General features: G+C 27.8%; 19 protein-coding genes. 8 read left to right on the plus strand and 11 right to left on the minus strand.

The window, feature by feature from the left end; all coding sequences use genetic code 11:
• Positions 1 to 111: 111 nt before the first annotated feature.
• Together Lupro_RS13665 and Lupro_RS13670 are read right to left on the minus strand one after the other, a co-directional pair.
• Complete coding sequence (locus Lupro_RS13665) at positions 112 to 330, minus strand: rhomboid family intramembrane serine protease (RefSeq protein WP_237049956.1); 219 nt, start codon at positions 328 to 330, stop codon at positions 112 to 114.
• Between the two features lie 38 nt (positions 331 to 368).
• Positions 369 to 776: a rhomboid family intramembrane serine protease gene (locus tag Lupro_RS13670; protein WP_227807483.1), complete on the minus strand. Its 408-nt coding sequence runs from the start codon at positions 774 to 776 to the stop codon at positions 369 to 371.
• 107 nt (positions 777 to 883) lie between these two features.
• Between Lupro_RS13670 and Lupro_RS05180 the strand changes: the two genes are divergently transcribed.
• Positions 884 to 2,158: a replication-associated recombination protein A gene (locus Lupro_RS05180; protein WP_068206906.1), complete on the plus strand. Its 1,275-nt coding sequence runs from the start codon at positions 884 to 886 to the stop codon at positions 2,156 to 2,158.
• On the opposite strand, the gene Lupro_RS05185 is transcribed toward Lupro_RS05180, so the two are convergent.
• Entirely contained in the window at positions 2,155 to 3,051 is an 897-nt protein-coding gene (locus tag Lupro_RS05185; protein WP_068206908.1) for a hypothetical protein, read from the minus strand. The two genes, Lupro_RS05180 and Lupro_RS05185, sit on opposite strands and share 4 nt — an antisense overlap.
• Before the next feature lie 78 nt (positions 3,052 to 3,129).
• Entirely contained in the window at positions 3,130 to 3,810 is a 681-nt protein-coding gene (locus tag Lupro_RS05190) for a YjjG family noncanonical pyrimidine nucleotidase (RefSeq protein WP_068206910.1), read from the minus strand.
• Positions 3,811 to 3,886: 76 nt separating this feature from the next.
• Here Lupro_RS05190 and Lupro_RS05195 point away from each other — a divergent pair, with 76 nt between their 5' ends.
• The 5 genes from Lupro_RS05195 to Lupro_RS05215 all read left to right on the plus strand — a co-directional run bounded on the left by Lupro_RS05195 (position 3,887) and on the right by Lupro_RS05215 (position 7,081).
• A complete protein-coding gene (locus Lupro_RS05195) occupies positions 3,887 to 5,014 on the plus strand; it encodes a glycosyltransferase (RefSeq protein WP_068206911.1) in 1,128 nt (375 codons plus the stop codon).
• On the plus strand, positions 5,011 to 5,730 hold the full coding sequence (locus Lupro_RS05200) for an MATE family efflux transporter (RefSeq protein WP_068206913.1): 720 nt from the start codon (positions 5,011 to 5,013) through the stop codon (positions 5,728 to 5,730). Before Lupro_RS05195 ends, Lupro_RS05200 begins: the two co-directional genes overlap by 4 nt.
• A 155-nt stretch (positions 5,731 to 5,885) precedes the next feature.
• Entirely contained in the window at positions 5,886 to 6,278 is a 393-nt protein-coding gene (locus Lupro_RS05205; RefSeq protein ID WP_144439112.1) for an MATE family efflux transporter, read from the plus strand.
• Positions 6,275 to 6,529, plus strand: coding sequence for a hypothetical protein (locus Lupro_RS05210; protein ID WP_068206917.1), 255 nt, complete (start codon positions 6,275 to 6,277; stop codon positions 6,527 to 6,529). Before Lupro_RS05205 ends, Lupro_RS05210 begins: the two co-directional genes overlap by 4 nt.
• A 24-nt stretch (positions 6,530 to 6,553) precedes the next feature.
• Positions 6,554 to 7,081: a class I SAM-dependent methyltransferase gene (locus Lupro_RS05215; RefSeq protein ID WP_227807494.1), complete on the plus strand. Its 528-nt coding sequence runs from the start codon at positions 6,554 to 6,556 to the stop codon at positions 7,079 to 7,081.
• Here Lupro_RS05215 and Lupro_RS05220 read toward each other — a convergent pair.
• From Lupro_RS05220 to radC, 3 genes are read right to left on the minus strand one after another with little or no spacing between them, the layout of a single operon-like run.
• Positions 7,062 to 7,955, minus strand: a complete 894-nt coding sequence (locus tag Lupro_RS05220) for a hypothetical protein (protein ID WP_068206921.1) — start codon at positions 7,953 to 7,955, stop codon at positions 7,062 to 7,064. The two genes, Lupro_RS05215 and Lupro_RS05220, sit on opposite strands and share 20 nt — an antisense overlap.
• Positions 7,955 to 9,250: a DUF7033 domain-containing protein gene (locus tag Lupro_RS05225; RefSeq protein ID WP_068206923.1), complete on the minus strand. Its 1,296-nt coding sequence runs from the start codon at positions 9,248 to 9,250 to the stop codon at positions 7,955 to 7,957. The genes Lupro_RS05220 and Lupro_RS05225 overlap by 1 nt, the downstream gene beginning before the upstream one ends.
• A gap of 27 nt (positions 9,251 to 9,277) precedes the next feature.
• Positions 9,278 to 9,976, minus strand: coding sequence for a RadC family protein (radC, locus tag Lupro_RS05230; protein ID WP_068206925.1), 699 nt, complete (start codon positions 9,974 to 9,976; stop codon positions 9,278 to 9,280).
• A 55-nt stretch (positions 9,977 to 10,031) separates the two neighbouring features.
• Between radC and trkA the strand changes: the two genes are divergently transcribed.
• Both trkA and Lupro_RS05240 read left to right on the plus strand, forming a co-directional pair.
• On the plus strand, positions 10,032 to 11,378 hold the full coding sequence (gene trkA / locus Lupro_RS05235) for a Trk system potassium transporter TrkA (protein WP_068206927.1): 1,347 nt from the start codon (positions 10,032 to 10,034) through the stop codon (positions 11,376 to 11,378).
• A 3-nt stretch (positions 11,379 to 11,381) separates the two neighbouring features.
• Positions 11,382 to 12,881, plus strand: coding sequence for a TrkH family potassium uptake protein (locus Lupro_RS05240; protein ID WP_068206929.1), 1,500 nt, complete (start codon positions 11,382 to 11,384; stop codon positions 12,879 to 12,881).
• Between the two features lie 14 nt (positions 12,882 to 12,895).
• Here Lupro_RS05240 and Lupro_RS05245 read toward each other — a convergent pair whose 3' ends face one another.
• The 4 genes from Lupro_RS05245 to Lupro_RS05260 form a co-directional block, all read right to left on the minus strand.
• On the minus strand, positions 12,896 to 13,213 hold the full coding sequence (locus Lupro_RS05245) for a metal-sulfur cluster assembly factor (RefSeq protein WP_158499553.1): 318 nt from the start codon (positions 13,211 to 13,213) through the stop codon (positions 12,896 to 12,898).
• Positions 13,206 to 14,495, minus strand: a complete 1,290-nt coding sequence (locus Lupro_RS05250) for a hypothetical protein (protein ID WP_068206933.1) — start codon at positions 14,493 to 14,495, stop codon at positions 13,206 to 13,208. The genes Lupro_RS05245 and Lupro_RS05250 overlap by 8 nt, the downstream gene beginning before the upstream one ends.
• A 3-nt stretch (positions 14,496 to 14,498) precedes the next feature.
• On the minus strand, positions 14,499 to 15,041 hold the full coding sequence (locus tag Lupro_RS05255) for a DUF2249 domain-containing protein (RefSeq protein ID WP_068206934.1): 543 nt from the start codon (positions 15,039 to 15,041) through the stop codon (positions 14,499 to 14,501).
• Between the two features lie 75 nt (positions 15,042 to 15,116).
• Positions 15,117 to 16,487, minus strand: coding sequence for a UDP-N-acetylmuramate--L-alanine ligase (locus tag Lupro_RS05260; protein WP_068206937.1), 1,371 nt, complete (start codon positions 16,485 to 16,487; stop codon positions 15,117 to 15,119).
• Positions 16,488 to 16,558 lie beyond the last annotated feature (71 nt).

Below are 16,558 nucleotides of genomic sequence, written 5' to 3' on the forward strand. Positions count from 1 at the left end.
TTTTCACCTGTGTAAAATTCATGTTTATAAAGCTAATTAACTCTTCATATATCTTAATAGTAGCCTTACTATTGCATAATTTAAACAATCATTAAAGCAACTTATTCTAATCTATTTAATATCTTCTTCAAAAACTTCCTCTGGAGGCGGATTATAATTTCCTTCATCATCAAATAAACTATCAAATTCATCATTCTTAGTAAAAACAAATTGTTTGGGCTTAGGTCCTTTATTTTTATAGATATAAGCTACTGCAAATCCAATTAAAAAGCCAGATAAATGACCTTCCCAAGATATTTTTTGCTGAATAGGAAAAATATACCATACCATACTTCCATATAAAAAAACCACTGTTAATGATAGAGCTATTAGTCTATAATATTTTCTAAAAACACCGCTAAAAAAATAAAACTAACCAAAAAATAAATAACACCACTTGCACCAATATGATAGGCAGGTCTTGCAAAAGTCCAAGTTAGAATACCCGTTAAAAAAAATCCAATTAGTAAAACTTTAGTTGCAATTTTATTATAGAAATAATACAAACATCCTAACATGACGGCCAAGGGAATTGAATTATTAAATAAATGTGTTGTATTGCTATGTATAAATGGTGAAAAGATGACACCCCTTAAACCTAAGAACGTTTTAGGATAAATACCATACTTGTTAAAGTTCAATCCAAATTTTATTTCAATATAATAGACAATCCAAATTGAAAAAATTGCCAAAAAAGGAATTAGGATATAATTTTGTTGAAATTTAGATTTTTTCATTTAGGCTAAATATACTTTACACAATCAAATATAAGTCCAATTAATTGGTTTCTGAAAAATTGTCAGTAACAATATAAATAAGTTCAATTATTTCTTACTTTTACGCTATGAATGAACCTTTAGCTGAACGTATTCGACCAAAAACACTAGCAGATTACATAAGTCAGCAACATTTGGTTGGTAAGAATGGAGCTTTAACACAACACATTAAACGAGGTATTATTCCTTCATTAATATTTTGGGGACCTCCTGGCATTGGAAAAACAACGCTAGCAAATATTATTGCTAAAGAATCTAAACGTCCTTTTTACACTTTAAGTGCCATAAGTTCGGGTGTTAAAGATGTGCGAGATGTTATTTCAAAAGCAAAACAAAGTGGCGGTTTATTTACAACTAAAAACCCTATTCTATTTATTGATGAAATACATAGGTTTAGTAAATCTCAACAAGACTCTTTATTAGGAGCAGTTGAAAAAGGTTGGGTAACATTAATTGGAGCAACAACTGAAAATCCAAGCTTTGAAGTAATCCCTGCCCTCCTATCGCGCTGCCAAGTATATGTATTAAATTCTTTTAGTAAAACTGATTTAGAAAATTTATTAGAACGTGCACTAAAAGAAGATAAAATAATTGCTACAAAAAAAATTAAAATTCAAGAAACAGAAGCACTGTTAAGAATTTCAGGTGGTGATGCACGAAAATTGTTAAATATTTTTGAATTAATTGTAAATTCTGAAGATAGCCCTATTACAATTACAAACAATTTAGTTCTTAATAAGGTACAGCAAAATACTGTTTTATACGATAAAGCAGGTGAGCAACATTACGACATTGTATCTGCTTTTATAAAGTCTATTAGAGGAAGTGACCCAAATGCTGCTGTTTATTGGCTTGCTAGAATGATTGAAGGTGGAGAAGATGCTAAATTTATTGCTAGAAGACTACTTATTTTAGCTTCTGAAGATATTGGGAATGCAAACCCAACAGCACTAATTTTAGCAAATAATACTTTTCAGGCTGTAATAACCATTGGTTTTCCTGAATCAAGAATTATATTAAGCCAGTGTGCTATATATTTGGCTTCATCTCCCAAAAGTAATGCTTCGTATGAAGCTATTGGAAATGCCCAAAATATAGTTAAAGAAACAGGAAATTTAGCTGTGCCGCTCGCCTTGAGAAATGCACCTACAAAATTAATGAAGGAATTAGATTATGGCAAAAATTACAAGTACGCTCATAATTATGAAAATAATTTTACAACCCAAGAATTTTTACCAAAAGAAATAAAAGAAACTAAATTATTTGAACCTGGTAATAATGTACGGGAAAATGCGATAAGAGACTACTTAAAAAAATGTTGGAAAGATAAATATAACTACTAATTCTCTCTTTTAATAGTTTTTACTCCTTTCTCACTGTCTATTTTTAAATTTCCGTTACTATCTATTTCAAGCAGTTGAGGTTGCTTAAAAGCTACCCATTTTATAATAAATACAGTTGGTTTTGACGTTTTATAAATAGTGGCAAACTCAAAATTTTCATCACCACCAACAACAGAAAAGCTGTTTTCTTTTTTTGAAATTGTACTTAATCCCCAACGCTCAAAAATATAATTTCCTACAAGTGTATTGTGCGGTTTTAAAAAGATTTCAGTTTTTTTAACTTTAGCAACAGTATTAATATCTTTTTTTAAATTTGGTATGGCTCTTACTACAACTATCTCTTTTTTATCCGCATTTTTTTTCTTCATTTCTTTTTCAATCACTTCTTTCTTAACTTTAACAGACTCAGACTGGGCTACTATTTTTTCTTCTATTGTGTTTTTAGGCTTATCCTTTTCAATAGGTTGATAGCTATAATTTAAATTATTAATTTCTTCAAAAGCATTTCTGATAGCTTTATAAAACGCAGTTTTAAAATCTTTTTCTTTAGATTTAACAACTTGAGTTTCAAAAATTGTTTTATCATAACAATCTACTAATTGTATTTTTAATTTAGTAGTAAACATATTTGATTCATCTACTACATTTCCTGTTAATGTTGAACAATTATTTGTAATTATTTCCTTTGGCATTATATCACTTAATAAAAAGGTATTGAATCCTGCTTTATTAAATAAAAATTTAGTTAAAGAGTTTAACTGATATTGATTTGTTTTAGTCTGAAATTCAAACCTATTTGGAACAATAACATATTTATAATTATTTACACTTTTTTGAGCAAACATTGTTGTAGTAAACAATACAATACTTAAATAAAATATTCTTTTTTTCATAATTCAAATTTAGACTATTCAATTATTTTAATAAACGAATACAATAAATGTACTCATTTTAAACATTGATAATAAATATTATAAATATTCTTTTATTTCTATTAGTTGGTACACACTTTTAATGTTGGCTCCAACTGGTTGTTTTTCATAGTTAAAATAAATGGCGTCTATTCCATTTTCAATAGCTCCCATAATATCAGCTTCCCAATTATCACCAATCATAATTGACTCTTTTGAAGTTGCTTTTGCTTTATCTAAAGCATATTCAAAAATTATAGGATTTGGTTTTTTTACGCCTGCATCTTCAGAAGTAATTATGTTATCAAAGTATTTACTTAAACCCGAATTCTCTAACTTTTTGTACTGAACTTCGTTAAAACCATTGGTAATTATATGTAGTTTATAGTTAGGGTATAAATGCTCTAAAATTTCATAAGCACCTTCAAAAAGTTTATTGTTATTGGGCAAAACCTCAATATAATCTACTGATAAACAATCTATTAATTCATTATCTACCTTGTAGTTAATTTTAACAAAAGTATCTTTTAATCTTCCAACTCTCAGTTCCTCTTTGGTGATTTTCTCATTTCTATACAGTCGCCAATAATTCTGATTAATACCTCTATAGTAATTTAAGAACTTCTGAAGATCAACTCCTACTCTATGTTTTTTAAAAATAGTTTCAAAAGCAATATCTGAATTTGCTTCAAAATCCCACAATGTATGATCTAAATCAAAAAAAATATGTTTTATTTTCATTTAGTAAAAATATAAATTTATTAAACAATGAAAACTAATATAGTGCTTATATTTGTTAAATAAATTTATCTAATTTTTGAAAAAGAAATTACATATATTATTTTTAAGTAGCTGGTACCCTACAAGAGTTTCACCAACAAGAGGTGATTTTGTTCAAAGACATGCTGAAGCTGTAGCAACTTTACACAAGGTTACCATTGTACATCTTATAAGTGACAAAAGATTGAGAGGCAAAATTGAATTATCTGAAACAAAAAATAATAATATTGAAACTAAAATTATTTATGTCCCACACACTAAGAATCCTGCATATAAATTTATGCTGTTTTTTAATACATACTTAAAAACTATTAAAAGAATTGATTTTTTCGACATTGTTCACCTTAATGTTACATTTCCAGTTGGTGTAATTGCCTTGTATTTAAAATGGTTAAAAAAAAAGCCATTTATTATATCTGAACATTGGACTGGTTATCAGAAACAAAACATTAAATCAATAGGGATTTTAAGAAAGCTTGTAACTAAAATAATAGTAAAAAATGCTTCATTTGTTTGCCCTGTAACTAAAAATTTACAAAATAATATGATGATTTTTGGACTAAAAGGAAACTATTGCCCCGTGCCCAATGTAGTGGATACTAACTATTTTAATATTTCTGAAAATATTATTAAAAAATTTACAGTAACCCATATTTCACATATGGGAAATGAGCATAAAAATGTTGAGGGAATACTAAATGTAATCTCAAAATTAGAATCAAAAATTCCACATTTAAAATTTAATCTTATTGGAGAAAATTCTGAAAAATATATTTCTCTAATTCATAAATTGAGAATTAAAAATGTTACTATCATAGATCAAATTCCAAATATCGAAATCGGGAATTATTTAAATAAATCTTCCGTTTTTGTTTTATTCAGTAATTATGAAAATTTACCTTGTGTTATTTTAGAATCATTTGCTTGTGGCACACCCGTTATTTCAACAAATGTTGGAGGGATTAGCGAATACTTCCCTAAGAATTTTGGTTATTTAATTAAGCCTAAAGATGAAATATCATTAGAAAATACTATTTTAAAAATCTATAATAAAAAATTAAACTACAATAAAAAATTAATGCATAACTACGCCTTAGATAACTTTGGAGTGCAAATTATTAGTTTGGAATTTACTAAACTTTACACTAAAACTTTAAGCAATTGAGAGGGATCCAACAATTTATATTAAATTTTCTAAACAGATCAGGAGGTTATATTTTTGGTGCTACCATAATTTCTAGATTACTTTCATTTTCTGCATCTTGGATTGCACTACAATTAATACCAAATAAAGAGTTGGGTGTTGTTTTGTTTGCTTTTAATATTATTGGTTTTATAATTCCATTTGGAGGCTTAGGATTACACCAAGGATTATTAAGATATGGAGCTCTTTTAAAAACAGAAGAAGAAAAAAATAGTTTATTTATGTATGTACTTAAAAATGGTATAATCTCCTCTTTTTTTCTTGTAGTTCTAGTTATAATAAGTAGTTTTTTTATACCATTTCAGTTTGAAAACACAGGTTACTATGTAGCCTTTCTATCACTCGTAATTATACCTCATTATTTACTCTCAATCATAAAAATTCAATTCAGATTAAAACACAACAATAAAACTTTATCTTACATAGAAATAACTTACAATGTTTTATTAATAATTACAGTTTCAATATTATGCTATCTTTTTAATGCTAAGGGTTATGCTTTTGCTTTGTTTGTTACACCTTACTTAACTATATTATTTTTTATTAAAAAACTTAACATTAATCGTTCAAAAAAACAGTACTTAATTTTACAAATTTTGCTTTTTGGAAATACGGTATATTTGCTAGTTTATCAGTTAGTATTGGACAATTTCTTTTTGCTATTGATATCTTATTAATTGGTTATTTATTAAACGATGCGGAAGCCATAACACAATACAAATATGTTTCACTAATTCCTTTTAGTTTATTACTTCTTTCTAAAACATTTATTACAACCGATTTTGTTACTTTTACTGAAAAGATATATGATAAAAATTACATAAACAATTATATGAAAAGATACATGCTGTTTTTTACATTTATAAGTTTTGGAATCTGCGGAATATCTTTTCTTTTCTCTCAAGAACTATTATCTTTATTAGATTCTTCTTTTGCCCAATATTATGATACTTTTTTAATTTTAATTGTAGGTATTTGTGGAATTCTAATTTTTAGAGGACTCTATGGTAACTTACTTTCTTCAATTGGGAAAGTGCATATCAATTATTATATTGGAAGTGTTGCTTTACTATTAAATAGTATTAGTAATTATTATTTAATTCCAAAATATGGTATTCTAGGTGCTGCTTTAACTTCAGCTTTTATCATGTGGTTTACAGGTATTATTTCGTATGTTTGGTTTCTAATACTTTATAAAAAATTTAACCGTGTAGCTTATAAATGACGAAAATAAATAAAATTATAAAAACTATTTTTTTACTCTTTAAAAAACTGAGTTTCATAAATCTTATTCTTGAAAATGATGCTGTTTGGAAAAATTACCTTGTAAAAAATCATACATCTAAAACTTCACTACCTATTATTGAAATTAATGATTTAATACCAAATTTTAATGGAACATTAGAGGTGTTTTCATTTTTAGGAGGTGGATCATTACCAACTGATATTCTTTTATTAAAAGAATTAAGCAAATAAATTAAAGATTGTTCCTATTTTGAAATTGGTACTTGGAGAGGAGAAAGTGTAATTAATGTAGCCTCAACTTCAAAGGAGTGTTACACTTTAAATTTAAGCAAACAGGATATACTGGAATTAGGTTTGTCAAAAAAATATGCAGATTTACATGGTTTTTTTTCAAAAAATAATAAAAACATAAAACATCTCACTGGAAATTCTCTAAATTATGATTTTGGTGCACTAAACAAAAAATTTGATTTAATTTTTATAGATGGAAATCACAAATATAAATACACAAAAAATGATACCGAAAAGATTTTCAAACACTTGGTTCACGAAAATTCTATTGTAGTCTGGCACGATTATGCCTACAACCCTGAAACTGTTAGGCATGAAGTCCTTTCTGCAATTTTAGATGGTATTCCAAATAAATATAAGGAAAATATTTATCACGTCTCAAATACTTTATGTGCAATTTATACCAATAGAACACTAAAAACATCTAAATTTGAATACCCAATTACTCCAAATAAAATATTCAATATTACTCTTAAAATTGAAGACTTTTAAATAATCTAAAAGGCCTTTCATATAAAAAATAAGTTTCTTTAACTGCTCCAAAACTTCTAAAAAAATTAGCTACACCAAGAATCATTGAACCTTCAAAATCAAATATATAATTTGAGTTTGCATATTTTTTTAGTAGTGTATCAATTAAGAAACTATTTGCTTGCAATTGTTTTCCTTCTAAAGTAACTACTGAAAATAAATAACTTATTCTCTTATCATCTTTCAAAAAAATAGCACCTCCTACTAATTTATCCTGCTTATTATAAACGCCTAATAAAAAACCTTTATCATTCTTTTGAATATATTCAGTTAATAATTTTAATTTTTTATAATTTATATCAGAAATTTTTAGGTGAGAATAATTTTCTTTAGCTATTATTTCTAATTCAGAGAATAAACAATTTTTAATAATTAACTTATTTTTTTTACCAATATTAATACTCTGTTTTCTATTGTTTTTATACTTATTAAGCAAATCTTTATAAGTATTATTCAAAGGTAAAATATAATTTATTCGCTTTTTAGATTTTAAAAAACTTATCCCATTTCCTGAATTTAGCTGAATGGTTATTTTTTTAAATTTATTTGGAATAAAATTTATAAATCTCTGAATCAATCCCTCACTTATTTCCCTTTTTGAAAAAACTCCCAATTGTTGTGTCCAAGCAGGTGGATAGATGTATTTAATAAAATATTTTCTTTTCCAAGGTAATGGCATTACAGCTTCGTAATCATTCAAAACCAGCACATCCCAATTGTCTGCAACAATGTCTAAATACCAACTGTATGCATAAATATTTGAGTTTATTGAATTTTTAATACAAGTATTGTATTTTGCTATAGCTATTTCATTTCTCTTATAATAATGAATCATCAATCAATAACAACTTTTTTGTAGATAGTTTTCCAACCTTTCCAATATTCATTTTCACTCAAAGTTTCATTATGAAATAAGGTAATAAAAGTGCCATTTACTTTTTTCACTTCTTCTTTTAGTTTCATAATTTTATTTAAACTTTCTTCATTTGAGAGTTTCATATATTCTTTTAGAGTTACATCCATAATAGCAAAAGGAAATATTTTTAAAGGTGTTTGAATTTCAAAATCTAAATCGTAAAAATAAAAAGGGGTACAAGTACTTGCTCTAAACCCTACAACCTTAGCATAGCCCATAGTATAATCTTCCTCAATATCTAAATCAATTAAATTTTGATAAGTTTCAGGAATACTCAATCTTAAATAATGCTGACGTGAAAATGTAATGGGAGTATTGATAATATTTTCCAGTCGCAATTTTTCTTTTTTAAGTTTCTCCGCGTTTTTAACAGTAAAATACGAGGGATGCAATCCTACTTTTGCATAATCTGCTACCGACTTTATTAACGATTTAAATTTGTTACTTGAAGATGATATATTTTTATCAAACGTAGTATAATCTCCTATTAAAAAGAAAAACAAGGTAGTAACATCATATTCTTTTTTAATTTCTAGCAATTCATTAAATGTGTTAAAGGGGTCTGGTCTAAAGTTTAAAATTGACAATAATCGATACCAAAAATTAAATAGCCTTACATGAAAAATGTCATTTAAAAAACCTCCAAAAGTTCTAACAACACCCTTATGTTTATATGCAAATGCATTGTCTACATCAATAGTAGAAATTAATTTATACTCTCTTTCTTTATAATTGTAGTTTGGAAATTTTATTTTTAGTTGTTCTAAAAATTTATACGCCCAAATATCAATAACTGGTTTTTCTATAAACCCATTTTTAACAGCTAAACTTTCTTCAGCCGGAAATCGTTCATGCTTGTCTTGAACATGAGGCAAATACTCTTCATATCTACTCATTAAATAAAATCCTGCTGCAAAAATATCAAATGGTATACTTGACGTTTCTCCTGCTGCGAAAAAGCATGGAACTTTATCCCATTTTGAAACTGTTATATCTATATCGTTAATGCCTTGCTCAAATAAAAGGTCATGACTTCTAATAAAAAATTCCGACCCCAAAGGTGTTTTTGAATATGTGATTTTTGGGCCACTATGTGCTACAAATTCATCAACTTTAGTTGTAAACACAACAGGTATTTGCAATATTCTAACAAAATAATGTTTAAATATATAATTAAGACGAGGTGTAATTTTATGGGTATAAACAAGTAACATTTACAATTAATAAGATTTGTACACCAATTACATTAAATTTTCATCGGCAAAGCTAAAGTACGCATTTTCTGTAATAATTAAATGGTCTAATACTTTTATATCTAAGGTTTCACCTGCTTGTTTTATTTTTTTGGTAATTGATTTATCTGCATTGCTTGCCTCTAGTTTTCCTGATGGATGATTATGACATAAAATAAGTGCTGTTGCGTATAACTCTATGGCCTTTTTAAATACCAATCTAACATCAACCAAAGTAGCTGAGAGCCCTCCTTTACTTAACAAATTTTTAAATAATACTTTATTAGAATTGTTTAAGTATAATACCCAAAATTCTTCATGCTGTAATTCTCCTATCAATGGTTGCATTATACTGAAAACAGCTTTACTACTTGTTATTTTCCGAACTTCTAATGCTTCCTCTAATCGTCTTCTGCGTCCTATTTCTAAGGCTGTTATTATTGAAATTGCTTTTGCCTCTCCAATTCCTTTAAACTTTGTTAAATCAGAAACTAACAATTTCCCTAACTTGTTTAAATTATTATCAATAGTAGCTAAAATTCTTTTTGATAATGCAACGGCACTTTCATTTCTGTTTCCAGAACCAATTAAAATAGCAATTAACTCGGCATCAGATAATGCTTGTTTTCCTTTTAAAAGTAATTTTTCTCTAGGTCTATCATCTTCAGCCCAAAACTTAATAGATAATGGTTTATTTTCATATTCCATAAACAATTTTTTTTTCAAAGATAAGTGTAATATCTTAGCCCCAAATATTTTACTCATGAAAATTATTATTGTTGGTGCAGGAGATGTTGGTTTTCATTTAGCAAAGCTTCTTTCTTTTGAATCACAAGACATTTACTTAATTGATATGGATGCTGAAAAGCTTGAGTATGCAAGTAGCCATTTTGACGTTATAACAAAAAAAGGTGATGCAACTTCAGTAAAATTACTAAAAGAAGTAAACATTGATAAATCTGATATTTTTTTAGCAGTTACCGAATCTCAAAACACCAATTTCACATTGGCCGTAATTGCAAAAAAATTAGGAGCAAAAAAAACAATTGCTAGAATAAGCAGTCATGAATTCACTAAGAATAATGAAGTTGATTTTAAAGAGCTAGGTATTGATTTTATGATATCTCCAGGTGAATTAGCCGCTGAAGAAATTAAAATGTTATTACACCAATCTGCTTTTAACGATACCATTGAATTTGAAAACGGTACACTTAATATTTTAGGAAGCACTTTAGAATACAACTCTCCTCTTATAGGTCTAACAGTTGAAGAAGCTCGCCATAAATTTTTTGACGTAGCATTTATTACCATTGCTATAAAACCTGAAAATAGCACTGAAACTATTATTCCAAGAGGCAACACCAAATACAGTGCTTTTGATCAAGTTTATTTTTCTATTCCTAAAAATAGTATAAAAAAATTGTATAAACTTATGGGGAAAACACCTTTTGGTGTTAAAGATGTTATGATTTTAGGAGGTAGTAAAATTGGTGTTAAAGCCGCAAGAAATTTATGTGATGGAAATTTTAACACCAAACTAATTGAAATAGATAAAGAAAGAGCTAAAGAAATTGCAGAAAAACTACCAAATGCATTAATTATTAAAGGTGATGGTAGAAATGTAGAGCTTTTAGACGAAGAAAATATAAGTGAAATGGATGCCTTTATTGCAGTAACTGGAAATTCTGAAACCAATATAATGACTTGTTTAGTTGCTAAATCAAAAGGGGTAAAAAAAACAATTGCACTGGTTGAGAATATGGACTATATTAACATTTCGCAAACTATTGGAATTGATACTTTAATTAATAAAAAGCTACTAGCTGCCAGTGCCATTTTTAAACATGTGCGTAAAGGTGATGTTCTAAAATTAGCCAACTTACATAACATTGATGCAGAAGTACTAGAGTTTAATGTGAAAGAAGATTCTGCTGTAACAAAAAAATTAATAAAAGATATTAAATTAACCAAAAAAGCTGTTTTTGCTGGTGTAATTAGAGATGGAATTGCTTTAATGACTTTTGGTGATTTTCAAATTTTAGCTGGTGATAAAGCCGTTGTTTTTTGTTTACCTGAAGCAATTTATAATGTTGAAAAATTATTTAACTAGTTAATGAAAAATATCAACATCAAAATTATCATTAGTTTTTTAGGTTTAACATCTATGCTTAACGGAGTTTTTATGTTAATTGCTGTTCCGTTTAGTATGTATCATAATGAGCCTGCACAAACAGGGATTTTACTGGCTGGTTTAACAACAATTTTAGTTGGATTTTTATTGTGGTTTTTTAATAGAAACGCTCCAAAAAATTTACAAAAAAAAGAAGGGTATCTCATTGTTACATTAGGCTGGTTAATGCTTACAATTACAGGCACACTACCTTATTTATTTTCAGGCGCCATCCCCAATTTTACCAATGCTATTTTTGAGACAATTTCAGGTTACTCTACAACTGGATCTTCTATTTTAACCAATATAGAATCTATGCCAAAAGGAATTTTGTTTTGGCGTAGTGCAACACATTGGATTGGAGGAATGGGAATTATTGTTTTAACTGTTGCTATTTTACCTTTGTTAGGTATTGGAGGAATGCAATTATTTATGGCTGAGGCTCCTGGACCTTCCGCTGATAAAATGCACCCAAGAATAACAGAAACAGCAAAAAGACTTTGGTTAATTTATTTTTTACTAACATTTACTGAGTTTTTTCTACTAAAAATAGCTGGAATGACTTGGTTTGATGCCATAAATCATGCCATGGCAACTTTAAGTACTGGTGGATTCTCTACAAAAAATGCAAGCATCGCTCATTGGAATGGAGCGCCTATAATTCAATACATTATAACTATTTTTATGTTTATAGCAGGTGCAAACTTTGTATTAACTTATTTTGCTTTAAAAGGAAAGCTTCGCAAAGTTTTTCAAAGTGAAGAATTTAAGTATTACTTTTTTGGTGTACTTACACTCACCATTTTAATCTCTATTTTAATAGTAAATTATCAAGATCCTAACTTAGTAACTACTATTAATCATCCAAAGCCATGGGGAGAAACTGAAAGTGCTTTTAGGCATGCGGTTTTTCAAGTTACCTCTATTTTAACAACTACCGGATTTGTTTCAGCCGATTTTACAATGTGGAATTCTTTTGCAACCATGCTCATGTTCTCTCTCTTTTTTATTGGGGGTTCTGCTGGTTCAACTAGTGGTGGTGTTAAAATTGTTCGTCATATTATTATGATAAAAAATAGCTTGTTTGAATTTAAGAAATTATTACACCCAAATGCTATTATTCCCGTTCGCTATGATGGAACTGGAGTTCCAAAAAATATTATTTTTAATATTTTAGCCTTTTTTGTGTTGTATATGGGTATTTTTATTTCTAGTTCTGTTCTGTTAACTTTCTTCGGGTTAGATTTTGAATCTGCTTTTGGCGCAGCAGCTTCTTCATTAGGAAATATAGGCCCTGCAATAGGTTCTGTTAGTCCTGTAGATAATTTTGCACATTTATCTATAGGAGCAAAATGGATTTGTTCTTTTTTAATGTTAATTGGTAGATTAGAATTATTTACCGTATTAATTTTATTAACTCCATTCTTTTGGAGGAAAAATTAAACTCAAAATTCTTATTACAAGCCCAATATTCTTTTTCCCTCCTCGCTAACCATTGCTGTATTCCATTGTGGGTGAAAAACCACATCAATATCAATGGTAAAATTGGGATATTTTTGTTTAATTGTTTCTTGTATATTGGTTTTAATTGTGTCTCCTAAAGGGCAAGATGGTGTTGAGAAAGTCATTACAACATTAATTTTTTTATCCCCATCGTAGTACAATTCATAAATTAAACCTAAATCAACAATGTTAATTTCAATTTCAGGATCCATCACATTCTTAAGTAATTCTAATGTGTTTAACTCAAATTGAGCTATTTCTTGTTTATTCATTTTCATTATTTTTTACTTTATGAAAAATTATTTTTAATACGTTTATATTATAAAGTATTGATACTGCTAGAAGTGAGTAGCTTCCAATTTTAATTATACCATTGTTATTCATTAAAAAGCCAATTGGTATTGTCACTAAAAAAAACAAATACAAATAAAATTGAATAGTTGCTATTTGTTTTGAATACAATTCTCTAGGTAATGGTGTTTTTACTTTACCTACTAAACTTTTGTACTTTTCTAACCAAATAATAAATGGTAATGTTTTATATGTTTGTCCTAAAATTAAAGTAGTTATAAACCCAAATATTATTGAAAACCCATAGAGTACAATAACTCTAGACAATATTTCAAATTTAAGATTAAAACCAACCAAAACCACCAAACTGATTATTATTGGAAGAAAAATACTTGCAATTGCCAACATAGAATATTGCATACCTACATCTAATTTTTTACGAATTCTCTTTTTATAAGATTCATAAATAAATGAAATAAATAGCAATACGCCTACTACTATTAAAACCCAACATACAACAGTAAATAACACATTTTGTACTAAGAACCAATTTGAAATTAGCCCTATCAATCCCATATTTAATAAAATAAAAGAAATATCAAGTTTTTTATATTTTAAATTATGAGAAATTAAAAACATGGGTAACAATGTAGAGCCTACTCCTATAATTAACATTAAAAACCAGCCTATTAATCCAACAGTTGCATGAATTTTTAAATAATGTAAATGAATTACCGTTAAAAACCCAAACTTAAAGTTTAAGGCTATAATTGTTCCTATTAATTCAGTTACTGCTAACCACAAAATAGCTGCAATTATAAATTTTGATGAAGTATTTTTTATTGCTGATTTTTTATACGAAAGCAATACATTTACAACAAACAAAAGCAATGAAAAAAACATCAGTAAGGCAGCATAAATTAACAGTGTAGAAAATGCTCCAATCCAAAAGGAATACGTTAAAAATATAATGCTTACCGCCGATATCCAAAAAGTAAATTTTGCCAATTTCTCACTATATAATGAGGTTTCAAAAACTACTGGAATTAGCTGGTACAAAGCACCAAAAACAATCATAGTTGCCCAACCTAAAACAGCCATGTGAGTTATTGCAATTAGTTTCGTATTAAAATAGGCTTCAAATAAATTTGCATTGGCTAATAAAATTAAAATGGCCAAAACAAAAAGGTTGATAGCACCAAAAATAAAATGAGGTACTACTACACTACTATTAGGTGCATTATTGGTTTGTAAACTATTCAAAATTTAATTTCTAAAAATAATTAACTGTAAATGGTTTTCTGATTGCTTTCTATACAATATTTCAAAGCCTCTAGCTTTTAATTCTGGCAGTAAAAATTGAGGTGCTTTTTTATGCTCAACAAATAATGCGTGCCCTTGCGGTAGCAGCTCTATTTCTTGTAATATTGTAGTCATAGGCTCAGGCATTTCTAACTGTCGAACGTCAATAGTTTTTATTTTTCCTTCAAAAAAATGTAATTTTTCATCAAAATTTTCACCTAAATCTACACCTTCTAAATTTACATTTTTCTTATACTCTACGTTATTTTCTTTTTTAAAAAAAGTATGTACAACACCTACCTCTGGTCTTTCTGTCCAAGTTTTAAAACCCTGTTTTTCTAATTTATTTATCAAAGGAATTGGCTCAAAGGAATTTATTATTTGAAGTGTTTCTTCTAATTTTAGGTTTTTAATAGCTACCATTATCTCGTTAAAAGGATCGTTTCCACCTTCAATAATTGGGCGAACTTCTAAACTTACTAAGTTCGTATTTAAATTTTTTGTCATTTTTATAGTTTTAGACTACAAATTTAATTATATAAATGCATTTAAACATATAACTATTGATATTTTAAGATAAATTTATCTTTTATTATTGTCCTCTATGTGTTGTGCAAGTTTATCAAAGTCTAAGCCTCCATAATTTCCTGAACTCATTAAAAGCAACGCTGAATTATTAAAGCTTTTAGAAAATAGAAATTCTCTAAATTCAGTTGGATTTGTATAAACAATTAAATCATCTCTTTCAAAAGCGTCTTTAATTTGTATAGATGAAATTTTTTCTAATTGTTTCATCTCAAGTGCATGTGGAGAATAAAACACAACTGCTTCATCAGCACTATTTAAAGCACTTTTATATTCTTGTAAAAATTCGCTATTTAAACTACTGTAGGTGTGTAACTCTAAACAGGCTACAACATTTCTATTTTTATATTGATTTTTAACCGCATTTGTAGTTGCCTTTACTTTACTTGGTGAATGCGCAAAATCTTTAAAAACAACGGTAGATTCATTCTCTAAAATTTTCTCTAACCTTTTATTTGCTCCTTTAAAACTAGAAATTGCTTCATAAAAATCATCTTCACCTATGCCCATATGCAAACAAATCCATTGTGCACCTGCTATATTTTGTAAATTATGTTTTCCAAAAATTTCTAAAGGCATCATTCCTAATGAAGTTTGCATATACGTTATACCATTATTTATAGTATGGTTAGGTGTTTTATATGGGTATAATTTAATTTGATTATCTGCTTGTTCAACAATTTTTTTTAAAACTTCATCCTCTTCATTATAAACTAAAATTCCACCATTGGTAATGGTTTTAATAAATTCAGAAAACTGTTTGACGTAATTCTCAAAAGTTGGAAAAACATTGATATGATCCCAAGCTATTCCACTCAATAAGGCAATATTTGGTTTATACAAATGAAATTTAGGTCTCAAATCTATTGGACTTGTTAAATATTCATCTCCTTCAAGTACTATAAATTCGTTTTCATTCGTTAAATGCACCATGGTATCAAACCCCTCTAGCTGCGCTCCAACCATAAAATCAACCTCTTTACCACAATAATTTAACACGTGTAAAATAATAGCGGTAATTGTAGTTTTTCCGTGTGAGCCACCTATTACCACACGTGTTTTATTTTTAGATTGTTCATATAAAAATTCAGGATATGAATATATTTTAAGTCCTAATTCCTGAGCTTTTAGCAACTCTGGGTTATTAGATTTCGCATGCATACCAAGAATTATTGCATTTAACTTATTACTTATCTTTTCAGGAAACCAACCCATTTTGTTGGGTAATAATCCCTTGGCTTCTAATCTAGATTTTGATGGTTCAAAAATAGCATCATCACTTCCTGTGACCATATATCCTTTTTCTTGTAGTGCAATTGCTAAATTATGCATAGCACTTCCTCCAATGGCAATAAAATGTATATTCATATACTTCTTTTTAAAAACAATTCAAATGTAAGAATTCCTGTAAAATAATTTTATTCATTCAAGTTAAAATT

The sequence above is a fragment of the Lutibacter profundi genome (assembly GCF_001543325.1).
GTDB lineage: Bacteria > Bacteroidota > Bacteroidia > Flavobacteriales > Flavobacteriaceae > Lutibacter > Lutibacter profundi.

Excerpts from the sequence above, each read along its gene's own strand:
- Lupro_RS13665 (WP_237049956.1), bottom strand. The coding sequence starts at position 330 with ATGGTATGGTATATTTTTCCTATTCAGCAAAAAATATCTTGGGAAGGT.
- Lupro_RS13670 (WP_227807483.1), bottom strand. The coding sequence starts at position 776 with ATGAAAAAATCTAAATTTCAACAAAATTATATCCTAATTCCTTTTTTG.
- Lupro_RS05180 (WP_068206906.1), top strand. The coding sequence starts at position 884 with ATGAATGAACCTTTAGCTGAACGTATTCGACCAAAAACACTAGCAGAT.
- Lupro_RS05185 (WP_068206908.1), bottom strand. The coding sequence starts at position 3,051 with ATGAAAAAAAGAATATTTTATTTAAGTATTGTATTGTTTACTACAACA.
- Lupro_RS05190 (WP_068206910.1), bottom strand. The coding sequence starts at position 3,810 with ATGAAAATAAAACATATTTTTTTTGATTTAGATCATACATTGTGGGAT.
- Lupro_RS05205 (WP_144439112.1), top strand. The coding sequence starts at position 5,886 with ATGAAAAGATACATGCTGTTTTTTACATTTATAAGTTTTGGAATCTGC.
- Lupro_RS05210 (WP_068206917.1), top strand. The coding sequence starts at position 6,275 with ATGACGAAAATAAATAAAATTATAAAAACTATTTTTTTACTCTTTAAA.
- Lupro_RS05220 (WP_068206921.1), bottom strand. The coding sequence starts at position 7,955 with ATGATTCATTATTATAAGAGAAATGAAATAGCTATAGCAAAATACAAT.
- Lupro_RS05225 (WP_068206923.1), bottom strand. The coding sequence starts at position 9,250 with ATGTTACTTGTTTATACCCATAAAATTACACCTCGTCTTAATTATATA.
- radC (WP_068206925.1), bottom strand. The coding sequence starts at position 9,976 with ATGGAATATGAAAATAAACCATTATCTATTAAGTTTTGGGCTGAAGAT.
- trkA (WP_068206927.1), top strand. The coding sequence starts at position 10,032 with ATGAAAATTATTATTGTTGGTGCAGGAGATGTTGGTTTTCATTTAGCA.
- Lupro_RS05240 (WP_068206929.1), top strand. The coding sequence starts at position 11,382 with ATGAAAAATATCAACATCAAAATTATCATTAGTTTTTTAGGTTTAACA.
- Lupro_RS05245 (WP_158499553.1), bottom strand. The coding sequence starts at position 13,213 with ATGAATAAACAAGAAATAGCTCAATTTGAGTTAAACACATTAGAATTA.
- Lupro_RS05255 (WP_068206934.1), bottom strand. The coding sequence starts at position 15,041 with ATGACAAAAAATTTAAATACGAACTTAGTAAGTTTAGAAGTTCGCCCA.
- Lupro_RS05260 (WP_068206937.1), bottom strand. The coding sequence starts at position 16,487 with ATGAATATACATTTTATTGCCATTGGAGGAAGTGCTATGCATAATTTA.